Raw genomic sequence first — 14,245 nt, 5'->3', positions numbered from 1 at the left:
TTGTGATGATCAACGGGGCCGCGCACGAGGTCGCCGACGGCATGACCGTGGCGCAGGCCGTACGAACGTTGACCACGGCCACCACCGGGGTGGCCGTGGCCGTGAACGACGAGGTGGTCACGCGGAGCGCTTGGGAGACCACGGCGCTCAGCGACCGGGACCGCATGGAGGTTCTGACGGCGGTGCAAGGTGGATGATCTGATCATCGCCGGGGAGAAGTTCTCCTCCCGGCTCATCATGGGGACCGGCGGCGCGCCCTCCCTCGAGGTGCTGGATCAGGCGCTGGCCGCGTCCGGCACCGAGCTGACCACGGTCGCCATGCGGCGCCTCGACCCGGCCGCCCGCGGCTCTGTGCTGGACGTGCTGCGCAAACGGGACATCAAGGTGCTCCCGAACACGGCCGGCTGCTTCACGGCGGGCGAGGCCGTGCTGACGGCGCGGCTGGCCAGAGAGGCGCTCGGCACGAACTGGGTCAAGCTCGAGGTCATCGCCGACGAGCGGACGCTGCTGCCTGACCCGATCGAGACGTTCGACGCCGCCGAGCGGCTGGTGGCGGACGGATTCGTGGTCCTGCCGTACATCGGCGACGACCCGGCGCTGGCGCGGCGGCTTGAGCAGGCCGGCTGCGCGGCCGTGATGCCCCTGGGAGCGCCGATCGGCTCAGGACTGGGCATCCGCAACCCGCACAACATCGAGCTGATCGTGGAGGCCGCCTCGGTGCCGGTGATCCTCGACGCCGGCATCGGCACCGCCAGCGACTCCGCGCTGGCGATGGAGCTGGGCTGCGACGCCGTCCTGCTCGCCACGGCGGTCACCCGGGCGCAGCGGCCCGATCTCATGGCCGCGGCCATGAAGGCGGCGGTGGTGGCGGGGCGGCTGGCGCGGCAGGCGGGCCGCATCCCGCGCCGCCGCTATGCCGAGGCGTCCTCCCCGATGACCCCCTGACACGCCCAACGCCCAAGCCAGGCGACACCGCCCACACCGGGCTCGGCCGACGGCCCGCTTCCGCCGTCCTCCCCGCCGAGGCGTGAACGGCGGCGGGGAGGTGGCGCGGGTGAGCCTGTGTCCGGTTCGGGAAGCTTGGGCACGTTCCATCGGGCACGGCTCCGCATCGGTTTCGGGCGGTCGGGCCCTGCGAGTGGCAAAACGCCCGTAAACTCAGCGGGGTGGACACGACGACTGCGGACCCCCTGGTCGGGCGGCTCCTCGATGGGCGTTATCGCATCGAAAGCCGGATCGCCCGGGGCGGTATGGCGACCGTCTACCTCGCGCTGGACGTCCGGCTCGACCGGACGGTGGCGTTGAAGGTCATGCACAGCTCGCTCGCCGAGGACCCTGCGTTCGTCAGGAGGTTCATCGGTGAGGCGAAGTCTGTGGCGAGTCTTTCTCACCCCAACGTGGTGCACGTCTTCGACCAGGGCACCGACAACGACGTCGTCTATCTGTCGATGGAATACGTGCCCGGCCGGACGCTGCGTGACATCCTGCGCGAGCGCGGCCGGCTGCCGGCCCGCGAGGCGCTGGAGATCATGATCCCGGTGCTCGCCGCCCTCGGCGCGGCCCACCAGGCCGGGTTGGTGCACCGTGACGTGAAGCCGGAAAACGTCCTGCTGACCGACGACGGCCGGGTCAAGGTCGTCGACTTCGGCCTGGCCAGGGCCATCGAGGCGACGAACCAGACCCGTACCGGCGTGATGATCGGCACGATCGGCTACATGGCGCCCGAGCAGGTCACGACCGGCGCCGCCGACGTGCGCAGCGACGTCTACGCCGCGGGCATCATGCTGTTCGAGCTGGTGACGGGGCAGCAGCCGTACGACGGCGAGACGCCGATGTCCGTGGCCTACCGGCATGTCCACGACACCGTGCCGGCGCCGTCGTCGCTGGTCCCCGAGGTGCCGCCGCTGCTCGACACGCTCGTGGCGCACGCGACGGCACGCGAGCCGGGGGACCGCCCCGCCGATGCGACGGCCATGCTCGTCGCGGCCGTGGACGCGCACCGGATGTTGCCCAGGACGACCACTCCGCCGCTGTCGCATTCCCAGCCTCATGGGTCGTTCCGCCAGCCCGCGCCGTCCCAGCCGCACGCCAGGACGAGTGTGCACGGCGCCCCGTCGGCGCCGCAGGCGGCGCCCGCGCACACGCTGATCCAGCCGCGGGCCGAGATACCGCAGCGGCGCGGTTTCCGACCCAACTGGTTCCTGGTGACGCTGGCGGGCGTGATGGTCGTCGCCGTCGCGCTGACCGGGTGGTTCTTCGCCCAGCCCGACTACGTCCCCGTACCCGATCTGGTGGGCAAGAGCCTGGACGTGGCCGAGAAGACCGCCGCCAGAGACGACTTCAAGATCAAGACGGCGGACGGCATATACGACGAGAACGTGGCCGAAGGGCTCGTCCTCAGGACCGACCCGGTGGCCGGGACCGAGGTGCAGCAGGGCGCCACGATCACCTTGGTGCCCTCGCTCGGGCCCAAGCGCGTGATCGTGCCCGACGTCGAGGGCATGACCGACAACGAAGCCCGCGCCGCGATCGCCAGTGCCGGGCTGACCGTGGGCTCGGTCACGCGAGTGGCCAACACTGAGGTCGAGCGCGACAAGGTCATCCGCAGCTCTCCGCAGAACGGCGAGAAGGTGAAGGAAGGCGCGAAGATCGCCATCTTCGTGAGCGCCGGGCTGGTCATGCCGGACGTCTCGGGCATGCCGAAGGACGAAGCCGCCGCCTACCTCGGCCAGCAGGGCTTCCAGGTGCAGGTCCAGGAGGTGGACGACGACGCCGAGCCGTGCACGGTGATCGCCCAGACGCCCAAGGCCAAGTCCGAGGTCGATCCTGGCGCGCAGGTCACGGTCACGGTGGCGCGCTGCCAGGACTTCTTCAGCTGGTTCGGGCGCGGAGGCGACGACGAGGCGCGTGACGATCAGGAGTTCCGCCTGGTGCCCGGCGTGATCGGCAAGGACGTCAAGGACGCGAAGTCGGAGTTGGAGACGCTCGGGTTCAAGGTCCGGGTGCAGCGGCTCGGGAACAGGGGCGTGGTGCAGTTCCAGCGCCCCCTCCCCAACAGTGAGCGTCCGCCCGGCACCACGGTGCTCCTCTGGCACTGACGCCTCTGTCAGCCGGATGCGCGCTGGACGCACGGCGGCCCCGAGCCGGCGCGGCGTCAGGTCAGGTGGCCGTGGAGGCGGACGCGGGCCAGGCCGCCGTCGGGGTAGATGTCGACGCGTACATGGGTGATCGGGTCCGTGTGGTCGAGTCTGAAGCGGTGGGCGGTGTCGGGCTGGAGGCGGGTCCGGGGCAGGAGGTCCACCTGGCGCGCGGCCGGGCCTTCGCCGTCGAGGCCCGTCAGGGAGACCCAGCCGGGGGCGTTGAAGAGCAGGTTCGTGGTGTCGATCTCGGCGAGCCGGATCAGGCCGCGGCCGGCCAGGCGGATCACCAGCCAGTCGTTGCCCTCGCCCCTGCGCCGCGCGGTCTCCCAGCCCTCCGCCTGGTGGCGGGCCAGCCCGGGGAAGATGACGTTGTTGGGCGCCGAGTAGAACTCGTTGGAGCAGGAGGTGACCAGCGCGCCGTTTTGGAGGGCGGCCAGGTCGAGGCTGAGGCCCTCGTACACGGACAGGTCGGGGCGGGGCTCGCCGTGGACGCGAAGGCGGGCGACTCCCCCGTCGGGGAAGATGTTCAGCCGTACGTGGGTGTAACGGGCCTCGTCGGCGACGTCGAAGTGGTGCTCAGCGTCACCCTTGAGGTCGACTCTCGGGACGATCTCCACCCAGTCGGCGGCCGCCAGCTCGGCGGGTGAGGGGTAACCGTCGACGGCGGCGGCCTCGACGGAGGCGTGCGGCGGGTAGTTGCCCTTGAACCAGGCCGTGTCGATCACCACGCCGCGGATCACGCCGGGGATCCCGAGACGCACCAGCGCCCAGTCGTGGCCGGGTTCGCGGCGGCGCCGGGTCTCCCAGCCGTCGTAGACCTGGCCCTTGTTACCGAACGTCTCCGCTTGGAAGCCGGGCCGGCCCGGCCTGACCAGGCTCTCCTTCTCGGCGAACGACTCGTCGCTGGCGGCCACGACCGAGCCGCCCAGCGTGCGCAGGGCGAGGTCCGGCAGAGTGGTGAAGCGGGGCATCTACTTTTCTCCCAAGATCAGGTGCTGCTCGGCCGGCTCTCCCGCCATCGTGCGCTGCCCGGCCGCCAGGAATCGTCCGTGCGGCTCGCCGTCCACCGGACGACCTCGCAGCCAGGTGGTCAGGACGGCGCCCTTCAGTACGCGGCCGTGGTAGGGCGTGACCGCGTTCTTGTGGTGGAGGCGGGCGGCGTCCACGGGGTTGTCGGCGGCGGGGTCGAAGGCGACCAGGTCGGCATCATTGCCCGGTTTTATGCCACCCTTTCCAGAAATATCGGCCAGTCCTGCCGGGTTGGCGGACATCCAGCGCACCACATCCCCCAGGCCGTGCCCCCGGCGGGACGCCTCCGTCCATACGGCGGGCAGCCCGAGCTGCAGCGAGGCGATCCCGCCCCAGGCCGCGGCGAAGTCGGGGACCTTCAGATCGGCGGGCGACGGCGAGTGGTCGGACACGACGCAGCTCAGCACGCCCCTCGCCAGCCCCTCCCACAGCCGGTCCCGGTTGGCCTCGGAGCGGATGGGCGGGCAGCACTTGTACGCCGTGGCCCCCTCCGGAACCTGCTCGGCCGTCAGCGTCAGGTAGTGGGGGCACGTCTCGGCCGTCACCGCCACGCCGTCGGCCTGGGCGGCCTCCAGCACGTCGAGGCAGTCGGCGCTGGAGACGTGGAGGATGTGGACGCGGGCGCCGGTCTCCCTGGCCAGCTCGACGACTCGCTGAACGGCGCTGCGCTCCGACGTTCCCGGCCGCGATTCCAGGAATTCCGGGTATGTGGGGCCTGCGGGATCGCGTAGCAGGGCCGGGTCCTCTGCGTGCACCACCATCAGCCCGCCGGAGCCCGCGAAGCCGGCGATCTCCTCCAGCGCCCGTCGCAGGTCGGCGTGCTCCAGGGGCGGGAACTCGTCGACGCCCGACGGCGACATGAAGCACTTGAACCCGTACACGCCGCGCTCGTGCAGCGGCGCGAGCTCCTTGACGTTGCCCGGCACGGCCCCGCCCCAGAAGCCGACGTCCACGTGGCACTGCCCGCGCGCGGCCGCCAGCTTGGCCTCCAGAGCCGCCACGCTGATCGTGGGCGGGAGGGAGTTGAGCGGCATGTCGACGATCGTGGTGACGCCGCCCGCGGCCGCCGCCCTGGTCGCCGAGTCGAACCCCTCCCAGTGCGTACGCCCGGGCTCGTTGACGTGGACGTGCGTGTCGACCAGCCCGGGAAGCAGCGCCAGGTCGCACAGGTCGATGTCCTCGGCGGCGTCGAGCGGCGCGGCGTAGTCGTACAGGGCCGTGATCTTCTCTCCCCGTACGGCCACCGCGGCCGCCCGCTCCCCTTCCGGCGTGACGGTCCGGCGGGACCGGACCACGAGGTCCAGCTGCGTCATCTACTCCCCTTCGAGGTGGTCGGCGGCGATCCTGGCGGCGAGGCGCTCCAGCAGCGGCCCCGCCTCGGCCATGCAGCGGTCGAGGTCGGGCTCCAGGTCCGTGAGGGCGTACGCGGCCTGGATGCCCGCGGCCTTCAGCTCCTCGTCGCCGAGCGTACGCCGCCCGCAGACGGCCACCACCGGCACACCTGCCTTGGCCGCCGCCTGCGCCACGCCGATCGGCGCCTTGCCGCGCAGCGACTGCTCGTCCAGCGACCCCTCGCCGGTGACGACCAGCCGTGCGCCCTCGACGTGGGTGCCGAACCCGAGCAGCCCCAGCAGGTAGTCGATGCCGGGCCGGATGTCGGCGTGCAGGAACGCCAGGGCAGCGAACCCGACCCCGCCGGCCGCCCCCGCCCCCGGCGCCCCGGCGACGCCCATGGGCCGGGGCATATCGTCGTGCTCGACCGCGCCCAGCAGCCCATGCGTCTGTGTGGCCACGGCCGCCAGCCGGGACAGCGCCGCCTCCAGCGACTTGACGTCTTCGGGGGTGGCGCCCTTCTGGGGCCCGTACACGGCGGCCGCCCCGTGCGGGCCGAGCAGCGGGTTGTCCACGTCGCTCGCCACCACGAACTCGACCCCAGAAATATCCATAAATCCGGACATGTCGATGCGGTCCAGGCTCTTCAGCGCCGCCCCGCCCCGCGGCAGCTCGTTGCCGCCGGCGTCCAGCAGCCGAGCGCCGAGCGCCTGCGCCATCCCCGCTCCCCCATCCGTGCACGCGCTGCCGCCCAGCCCCAGCACCACCCGCTTGGCCCCGCGCCGCACGGCGTCCGCGACGAGCTCGCCCGTGCCGTAGCTGGTGGCGGTCAGCGGCTCGCGCTCCCCCGGCAGGCGGCGCAGCCCGGACGCCTCGGCCAGCTCGACCACGGCCGTGTCGTCAGCGGTGTGCCAGGCGTATGAGGCGGGGACGCGCTCGCCCGTCGGCCCGGTCACCTCGATCGTGATCCGGTCGAAGCCGCAGGCCACGGCGGCGTCGACGGTCCCGTCGCCGCCGTCGGCCACCGGCAGCTCCACCGTGGGAACGCCGAGCCCCGCCGACACCCTCCGGGCCACCTCCGCCGCCGTCAGCGACCCCTTGAACTTGTCGGGGGCCACCAGAACATGCTGAACCACTACGAACTCCCACACGATGATGAACAATGGCCGGACACGCCTTCCTGCCCGGTGCGAGCGGGCAGGAAGGCGTGACGACTCATCATCACATCCAGCATCGCAGTGGCCGCGCTCAGCCTGTGCGCTGGCCGGTGCGCAGGTGGTTGAAGACGAGGTTCAGCACGATCACCAGGAGACTGCCGGTGCTGATGCCGCTGTTGAGCACGGTCTGGGCCCAGTCGGGGAACTCGGCGTAGAACTCGGGGGCACCCACCGGGATGGCGGCCACGCCGATGGACACGGCCACGATGACGAGGTTGTGGTTGCCCTCGAAGCTCACTTTGGTCAGCGTGCGGATGCCGGAGGCGGCCACGGTGCCGAACATGGCGATCCCGGCCCCGCCGAGCACCGGCTGCGGGATGGCCGCGACCACCGCGCCGAGCACGGGGATGAGGCCGAGCACCACGAGGATGCCGCCGGCCGCCGCCACGACCCAGCGGCTGCGTACGCCGGTCAGCCCGACGAGGCCGACGTTCTGGGCGTAGGCGGTGTAGGGAAAGGTGTTGAACACGCCGCCGAGCGCCGTGGAGAATCCGTCGGCCCGCAGCCCGTCGGCCAGCCGGCGCGGCGTGAGGTCCGACCCCGTCATCTCCGCCACGGCCACGAAGTCGCCGGTGGTCTCGGTCATGGACACGAGCATGACCACGCACATCGAGATGATCGCGGTGACGTGGAAGGTCGGCAGCCCGAACGCGAACGGCGTGCTGATGCCGAACAGCCCGGCCGACCCGACGTGCGAGAAGTCGGTGAAGCCCAGCGGGATCGCGGCCACCGTGCCGGCCACGATGCCCACCAGCACCGCCACCCGGCCGAGGAAGCCCTTCGACAGCCGGTAGACGGCCAGGATGAGCAGCAGCACGGCCGCGGCCATGGCGATGTTGCGCGGCTCCCCGTACGCCGGGCTGCCGACGCCTCCGGCGGCCCAGTTCGCGGCGACGGGCAGCAGCGACATCCCGATGATCGTGATGATGGTGCCGGTGACGAGCGGCGGGAAGAACCGCACGATCCTCGCGAAGTAGGGCGCGACCGCCACCACCAGCAGCCCCGAGACGATGACGGCGCCGTAGACGGCGGGCAGCCCGCCCTGCGTGGTGCCGATCAGCACCATCGGCGTGACGGCCGCGAACGTGCACCCTTGCATGATCGGCAGCCGCACGCCGAAGCGCCACACGCCCACGCACTGGATGAGCGTGGCGATGCCGCTGATGAGGAGGTCGGCGTTGATCAGGTACGCGAGCTGGTCGGGAGGCAGCTTCAGCGCGCCGCCCACGATGAGCGGCACCGCCACCGCTCCCGCGTACATCGCCAGCACGTGCTGCAGTCCCAGCGTGCCCAGCTGCGCCGCCGGCAGCCGCGCGTCGACCGGATGCACCTCGTTCGTCACCATCGGCCACTCCAGGGGGTTCGGGGGGTGGTCTCCAGTGAAACAATGCGCAGACCCGCGAGCCTATGCACATGCTCATCAACCGCCGACCGCTCCACCCGTCGCCAGGTGTGTGATCCTCCAACTACGCTCACACCGGAGAGAGGGGCGATTGTGCGGATTTCGGCGCGGCAGAGGCAGGCGAGGCTCGCTACGAGGCATCGGCTCGCGGTCAAGGCGGCCACTCCGGAGGAGGCCGCGGCATCCGTGGTGGCGCTGCACGGCACCGACCCGGCCACGGTGTTCCTGTCCGCGGGCGCGCGGCTGGCCGCGCCTGGTCCGGAGCCGGTCGAGCGGGCCCTGTACGCCGACCGCACCCTGGTGCGGATGCACGGCATGCGGCGGACCGTGTTCGTGGTGCCGGCCGAGCTCGTGCCGGTCGTCCACTACTCCTCCAACCTGGTCATCGCCCGCAGGGAGCGCGCCTCGACGCTGAAGGCGTTCGGCGCGGGCGGCTGGGACGAGGCATGGCTCAAGGACGTCGAGGAGTCCGTGCTGCGGATCCTGGCGGAGGTGGGCGAGGCGACGACGCAGGAGCTGAGCGCGCTGGAGCCGCGGCTGCGCGAGCAGGTCAGGGTGTCGGTGGGCAAGCCCTACGAAGGAGTGATCAGCGTCGGGTCGCGGCTGCTGGGGCTCATGGCGATGGAGGGCCTGCTGGTCCGGTGCGGCCGCGCGTCGGCCACGTGGATCAGTTCCATCCACCGCTGGGGACTGGCGCCGGAGATGCGCGAGCTGGCGGCGGCAGAAGCGCAGGCGGAGCTGGTACGCCGATGGCTGGCGGGGTTCGGGCCGGGCACCGAGACGGATCTGAAGTGGTGGACCGGCTGGACGCTGACGGAGGTGCGCCGGGCCCTGGCCGCGGTGGGAGCGGCCGAGGTCGAGCTGGATGAGGGCGTCGGCTACGTGCTGCCGGGCGACCTCGATGAGGTCCCCGAGCCCGAGCCGTGGGCGGCGCTGCTGCCCGCGCTCGACCCGACGCCGATGGGCTGGCAGGCCCGCGACTGGTACCTGCCGCCCGCGCACCGCGCCGAATTGTTCGACCGCAGCGGCAACGTCGGGCCGACCGTGTGGTGGGACGGCCGGGTGGTGGGCGGCTGGGCGCAGCGGGCGGACGGCGAGGTGGTGTGGCGCCTGCTGGCCGACGTGGGCGCCGAGGCCGCGGCCGCCGTCGAGGCCGCCGTTCATGAGCAGGCGGCCGGGCTGGCCGCCTGGCTCGGCGGCGTCAAGGTGACCCCGCGCTTCCGCACCCCGCTGGAGCGCGAGCTGTCCGCGCTCTAGGACCGCGCGAGGACCGCTCTAGGACCACGCGAGGACCGCTCTAGGACCACGCGAGGACCGCTCTAGGACCGCGCGAAGACCGCGCCAGGACCGCGCTAGGACACCGCGCGGATGAACTCCTCCAGCGAGTAGCGGCCGTCCTGGTCCGAGTCGGCGGACTCGCTCATCGCCCCCAGCGCCTCGGCCGGGAGGTCGGGGAAGTGCCGCTTCAGCTCGGTCTCGCTGATGTAGCCGTCGCCGTCGGTGTCGATCGACGCGAAGGTGCTCTTGAGCTGCACCAGCCGCTCGTCGGAGAGTTCCGCCGCCACGGGACCGCCTTTCGGATGCTCGTTTTCGGACATCTCACCTTATCCGCGATGGACCTCCCTGACGGCGCGGAAGCCCCGCTCCTCCGCCAGCCGCAGCAGCCTCCGGCGGGCCTCGGCGCCCGCGCGCCCGGCGGCGTCCTGGGAGACGGTCTTCAGCTCGCCGTCCGCGACCACGGTCCGCCCACCGACCAGCACCCTGGCCAGTGGCGGCGGCGGCCCGAAGACCAGCGCGCAGACGGGGTCGGCGACCGCGGCCGTGAACGGCCCGTCGACCCGCCACAGGGCGATGTCGGCGAGCTTGCCCGGCTCCAGCGACCCGATCTCGTTCTCCCTGCCGAGGTTGCGTGCCCCACCGAGGGTGGCGAGCTCCAGTGCCTGCCTGGCGCTGAGCGCGTCCGGCCCGTACCGGGCCCGCTGGAACAGCAGGGTCTGCCGCATCTCCCCGGCCAGCGGCGTCAGCTCGGAGGAGGCGCTGCCGTCCACGCCGAGCCCGACGTTCGCGCCGCGGCGCAGCATCTCGGACACGCGGGCGATGCCCGCGCCGAGCCGCCCGTTCGAGGAGGGGCAGTGCGCGGAGCCGGTGCCGGTGGCGGCGAGCTTGCCGATGTCGGCGTCGCTCAGGTGCACGGCGTGCGCGAACCACACGTCAGGACCCAGCCAGCCGAGCTTCTCCATGTAGTCGATCGGCCGCAGCCCGAACTGCGCCAGGCAGTGCTCGTCCTCGTCGAGGGTCTCGGCCAGGTGCGTGTGCAGGCGCACACCCTTGGCCCTGGCCAGGGCGGCGGACTCGATCATGAGGTCGGCGCTGGCCGAGAACGGCGAGCACGGCGCGACCACGACCCGCAGCATCGAGGAGAACGACGGGTCGTGATAGGCCTCGACGGCCTCGGCCGTGGCGGCCAGGATGTCGTCGAGCTCCTCGACCACGGCGTCCGGCGGCAGCCCGCCGTGCGACTCGCCCCTATCCATGGAGCCGCGCGCGGGATGGAACCGGATGCCGATCTCGCGGGCCGCCTCGATGCCGGCCGCGAACAGGTCTCCCCTGCCCTTGGGAAAGATGTAGTGGTGGTCGCTGGAGGTGGTGCAGCCGGACAACGCCAGCCAGCCGAGCCCCGCCGTAGCGGCGCCTTGGACCACTTCGGCGTCCATGGCGGCCCACACCTGGTAGAGCGCCACCAGCCACTCGAACAGCGTCGCGTCCTGCGCGAGCCCCTGCGAGGCCCACTGGTAGAGGTGGTGGTGGGTGTTGACGAGTCCTGGGGTGGCCAGGCACCCGGTGCCGTCGACGCGGACGACCTCCGGCTCCCCGGACCCGCCGGTCGCGTCTGGGGCCGGGCCGGAGCCCAGGGCGACGATCCGATCTCCCTCGATCCAGATATATCCGGACTCGATCTCGGGCCCGGCAACCGGCGCGACGGCCACGTTCTCGATCAGCAGGCGTGGACTCACGCGGCCCCCGCCTTCCGCGCCGCCGCCAGCCGTACCGCGTCGAGGATCTTCTCGTACCCCGTGCACCGGCACAGGTTGCCCGCCAGGGCTTCCCTGATCTCGGCGTCGGCGGGTCGTTCGACGCGTTCCAGCAGGTCGTGGGCCTGCACGATGAGTCCGGGAGTGCAGAAGCCGCATTGCACGGCCCCGCACTCCACGAACGCCTCCTGCACCGGGTCGAGCCTGTCCCCCTCGGCCAGGCCCTCGACGGTGCGCACGTGACGTCCCTCCGCCTGCCCGGCGGCGACCAGGCAGGAGCAGACCGGGACGCCGTCGAGGTAAACGGTGCAGGAGCCGCATTCGCCCTGCTCGCAGGCGTTCTTGGAGCCGGGCAGGCCGAGGCGCTCGCGCAGCACGTACAGGAGGCTCTCGCCCTCCCACACGCCGTCGGCGCTCTCCTCGCGGCCGTTGACGGTGAAGGTGACGCGCATCAGGCGGCCCTCCTTCCGAGGTAGTCGTTCCAGGCCCAGGTGAGCGTGCGGCGGGCCATCACGTCGATGGCGTGCACGCGGTACTCGGCGGTGCCGCGCACATCGTCGATCGGCGCGGCGGCGCTCGCGCACAGCCGCCCGAACCGCTTGAGCAGCGCCGGGTCGAGTGCCGGCGCGTCCCAGTCGAGCTCCCTGGCCAGCAGGTCCTCGGCCTCCAGGGCCCGGCGCGGGGTGGGCGCCGCGGAGCCGATCCCGGTGCCGACCCGCCGCTCCTCCGGGTGCAGCGCGACGGCGAACGAGCACACCGCGATCACCATGGCGTTCCGGGTGCCGACCTTGGAGAAGTATTGGGGACCGGACGCGGGCTTGACGTGCACGGCCTTGATCAGCTCGTCCGGCTCCAGCGCGCTGCGCTTGACCCCGAGGTAGAAGGCGGCCGCGGGGATCATCCTGACGCCCCGCTCGCGCGACTCCACCTCGATCACCGCGTCCGCGGCCAGCAGCGGCGGATGGCTGTCACCGGCGGGCGAGGCCGCGCCGAGGTTCCCGCCGACGGTGCCGCGGTTGCGGATCTGCGGCGAGCCGACCGTGCGCGAGGCCTGCGCCAGCCCGGGCAGCGTGCCGCCGAGCTCCTCGATGACGGCCGTGTACGGCACGCCGGCCCCGACCCGGCACACGCCGTCCACCACGTCCCATTCCCGCAACTCGGCCACCCGGTTGAGGTCGAGCAGCGCCACCGGCCTTCGCACGTCGAAGTTGATCTCGACCATCACGTCGGTGCCGCCCTGGATGGGCACGGCCTCCGGCTGGTCCGCCTTGGCGGCCAGCGCCTCCGCCCACGTCGTGGGCCGCAAGAAGTCCATCTCTGCCTACTCCCACGCGAATCCGGCGTCGGGCGCGTCCTCGCGCAGCACACTGCCCTCGATCAGGCCGTACGGGCGGTCGGCCGCGTAGTAGACCTCGTTGTCGTTGTCCAGGCCGAACGGGGACAGGTCCACGAGGAAGTGGTGTTTGTTCGGCATCGCGAGCCTGACCTCGCAGATCTCGCCGCAGGTGGTCAGGGCGCGCTCGCCCATGGCGTACAGGGTCTGCTGCAGCGACAGGCTGTGGGTGTCCGCGAACGCCTCCAGCAGGCAGCCGCGCACTTGCTCGTACGACTTGCCGTACGCATCGGTGTCCCCGGTGTGCCGCCACCGGGCGGCCACGGCGGTGGCCAGGACGCGGTCGGTGGTGGGCCGCAGCGTCGTGTACGGGTCGACGATGTAGCCGTGGAACTCCGACCCGGTGGTGTTGAGCAGCACCAGGTCCTTCAGCCCGGACACGACGGTGGTGCGGCCGTCCCTGTCGTGGTGGACGACGCACGTGCGCACCTCACCGCCGGCGCGGACGAACGAGTGCGGGCCGCCCCGGTTCCACGCGTACTCGTCGATCTCCACCCTGGCGTGGTGGATCGTGGGCTGCGTTTCGACGAAGTGCCTGGCCAGCAGGAGCGCGAACTCCTCGATCTGGCCGACGCCATGCTCGGCGGCGAACGCGTACACGGTGTTCTTCTGCGAGTCGGTCGGCAGGACGGCGGCGTTGTCGCCGGTCAGGTGCACGGCCTCCATGTCGCCGGAAAGCGCGGTGCTGACGTTGAGGTCCTTGATGTGGTGGACGGGACCGTCCCTGACGACGCGGACGAGCCTGGTCTCCGCCTTGCCGTAGCGGTTGGGGCCGAGCTTGACGGACATCTAGCTCCCTCGGTAGGTGGAGTAGGCGTACGGGCTGAGCAGCAGCGGCACGTGATAGTGCTGCGCGGGGTCGGTCACGGTGAAGGTGATGACCACCTCGGGATAGAACGTCTCCGGCAGGTACGCCCCGGTGTCGAAGACGACACGGTGCACGCCTTCTCCCGGGTTCCACCCCCTGATCCGGCCGTCGTCGTCGGTGTGTCCTTCGGCGACGAGCCCGCCCTCGCGCTCCAGCCGCACGCGGACGCCGGCGGCCGGGCGGCCGGTGACCGCGTCGAGCACGTGCGTGGAGAAACTCATCGCTCCCCCTCCATGAGCTTGACCAGCCGCAGCCTGGTGATCTTCGCCAGTTCCTCCCGTACGACCGCCCGCTCCCTCTGCTCGTCGTTGCCCAGCCGTTCGCGCAGCCTGGCGAGCAGCTGCGCCCCGCTCAGCCCGGTGGCGCAGACCAGGTAGACGTGCCCGAACCGGGCCTCGTAGTCCCGGTTCCCCGCGGCGAGTGCCGCACGCAGCTCGTCCTCGACCCCGGACTGCTCCTGCCGCGACCACGCCGCCTCCCGTCCTGCGCCACCCGCCCGTTCCCCGATCCTCGGATGCGCGGCGAGGGCTTCCAGCACGTCCGGCCACTCCAGCCCCCTGACGGTCTCCTCGGCGGCCGTGAGCAGCGCCGCGAGGTCGCCATAGGGCCTGCGGGAGGCCACCTCGGCCGCGAAGGCGCGAGAGGCGCAGCAGGCGAGCAGCTCCTCCTCGGCCCCGGCGGGCGAGCGGGCGTTGAAGGCGTCGAGCGCGGTCAGCGTGTCGGGCATGTCAGAAGTACACACATGCGCTTCGTGCCCGGTCCATCCGCGAGAACTCCGAACCGGCGGGCACCTTGACCGCCGGTTTTCGTGTCATGCTCCAAGTCGCGGCGC

Annotated in this window: 15 protein-coding genes; 4 read left to right on the top strand and 11 right to left on the bottom strand. The window is 71.9% G+C overall.

Annotated elements, in window-relative coordinates:
- Positions 1-5: 5 nt before the first annotated feature.
- From thiS to pknB, 3 genes are all read left to right on the top strand, one after another.
- Positions 6-197: a sulfur carrier protein ThiS gene (gene thiS, locus Q9G87_RS30535; RefSeq protein ID WP_371825851.1), complete on the top strand. Its 192-nt coding sequence runs from the start codon at positions 6-8 to the stop codon at positions 195-197.
- Entirely contained in the window at positions 190-945 is a 756-nt protein-coding gene (locus tag Q9G87_RS30530) for a thiazole synthase (protein WP_305919958.1), read from the top strand. The genes thiS and Q9G87_RS30530 overlap by 8 nt, the downstream gene beginning before the upstream one ends.
- A gap of 221 nt (positions 946-1,166) precedes the next feature.
- On the top strand, positions 1,167-3,098 hold the full coding sequence (gene pknB, locus Q9G87_RS30525) for a Stk1 family PASTA domain-containing Ser/Thr kinase (protein ID WP_305919957.1): 1,932 nt from the start codon (positions 1,167-1,169) through the stop codon (positions 3,096-3,098).
- Positions 3,099-3,154: 56 nt separating this feature from the next.
- On the opposite strand, the gene alc is transcribed toward pknB, so the two are convergent.
- The 4 genes from alc to Q9G87_RS30505 form a co-directional block, all read right to left on the bottom strand.
- Entirely contained in the window at positions 3,155-4,111 is a 957-nt protein-coding gene (alc, locus tag Q9G87_RS30520) for an allantoicase (RefSeq protein WP_305919956.1), read from the bottom strand.
- Positions 4,112-5,482, bottom strand: a complete 1,371-nt coding sequence (gene allB / locus Q9G87_RS30515) for an allantoinase AllB (protein ID WP_305919955.1) — start codon at positions 5,480-5,482, stop codon at positions 4,112-4,114.
- Positions 5,483-6,619: a glycerate kinase gene (locus Q9G87_RS30510; RefSeq protein ID WP_305919954.1), complete on the bottom strand. Its 1,137-nt coding sequence runs from the start codon at positions 6,617-6,619 to the stop codon at positions 5,483-5,485.
- Positions 6,620-6,749: 130 nt separating this feature from the next.
- Complete coding sequence (locus tag Q9G87_RS30505; RefSeq protein ID WP_305919953.1) at positions 6,750-8,063, bottom strand: nucleobase:cation symporter-2 family protein; 1,314 nt, start codon at positions 8,061-8,063, stop codon at positions 6,750-6,752.
- 150 nt (positions 8,064-8,213) lie between these two features.
- Here Q9G87_RS30505 and Q9G87_RS30500 point away from each other — a divergent pair, with 150 nt between their 5' ends.
- Positions 8,214-9,377, top strand: a complete 1,164-nt coding sequence (locus Q9G87_RS30500) for a winged helix DNA-binding domain-containing protein (protein WP_305919952.1) — start codon at positions 8,214-8,216, stop codon at positions 9,375-9,377.
- A 95-nt stretch (positions 9,378-9,472) separates the two neighbouring features.
- Here the strand turns inward: Q9G87_RS30500 and Q9G87_RS30495 are convergent, their stop codons facing one another.
- From Q9G87_RS30495 to uraD, 7 genes are read right to left on the bottom strand one after another with little or no spacing between them, the layout of a single operon-like run.
- Entirely contained in the window at positions 9,473-9,718 is a 246-nt protein-coding gene (locus tag Q9G87_RS30495) for an EF-hand domain-containing protein (protein ID WP_305919951.1), read from the bottom strand.
- A 6-nt stretch (positions 9,719-9,724) separates the two neighbouring features.
- Positions 9,725-11,134, bottom strand: coding sequence for an 8-oxoguanine deaminase (locus Q9G87_RS30490; protein WP_305919950.1), 1,410 nt, complete (start codon positions 11,132-11,134; stop codon positions 9,725-9,727).
- Complete coding sequence (locus Q9G87_RS30485) at positions 11,131-11,604, bottom strand: (2Fe-2S)-binding protein (RefSeq protein WP_305919949.1); 474 nt, start codon at positions 11,602-11,604, stop codon at positions 11,131-11,133. Before Q9G87_RS30485 ends, Q9G87_RS30490 begins: the two co-directional genes overlap by 4 nt.
- Positions 11,604-12,467 carry an FAD binding domain-containing protein gene (locus tag Q9G87_RS30480; protein ID WP_305919948.1) on the bottom strand — a complete coding sequence of 288 codons (864 nt, stop codon included), beginning with the start codon at positions 12,465-12,467 and terminating at the stop codon, positions 11,604-11,606. Before Q9G87_RS30480 ends, Q9G87_RS30485 begins: the two co-directional genes overlap by 1 nt.
- 6 nt (positions 12,468-12,473) lie before the next feature.
- Complete coding sequence (gene pucL / locus Q9G87_RS30475) at positions 12,474-13,334, bottom strand: factor-independent urate hydroxylase (RefSeq protein ID WP_305919947.1); 861 nt, start codon at positions 13,332-13,334, stop codon at positions 12,474-12,476.
- Positions 13,335-13,634 carry a hydroxyisourate hydrolase gene (uraH, locus tag Q9G87_RS30470; protein ID WP_305919946.1) on the bottom strand — a complete coding sequence of 100 codons (300 nt, stop codon included), beginning with the start codon at positions 13,632-13,634 and terminating at the stop codon, positions 13,335-13,337. It lies immediately after the preceding gene.
- Positions 13,631-14,140 carry a 2-oxo-4-hydroxy-4-carboxy-5-ureidoimidazoline decarboxylase gene (gene uraD / locus Q9G87_RS30465; protein ID WP_305919945.1) on the bottom strand — a complete coding sequence of 170 codons (510 nt, stop codon included), beginning with the start codon at positions 14,138-14,140 and terminating at the stop codon, positions 13,631-13,633. The genes uraH and uraD overlap by 4 nt, the downstream gene beginning before the upstream one ends.
- Between the last annotated feature and the right edge of the window lie 105 nt (positions 14,141-14,245).

The sequence above is a fragment of the Nonomuraea turcica genome (assembly GCF_030718205.1).
GTDB lineage: Bacteria > Actinomycetota > Actinomycetes > Streptosporangiales > Streptosporangiaceae > Nonomuraea.
The sequence above is the reverse complement of the archived record's forward strand: the minus strand, read 5'-3'. Positions and strand labels throughout refer to the sequence as shown.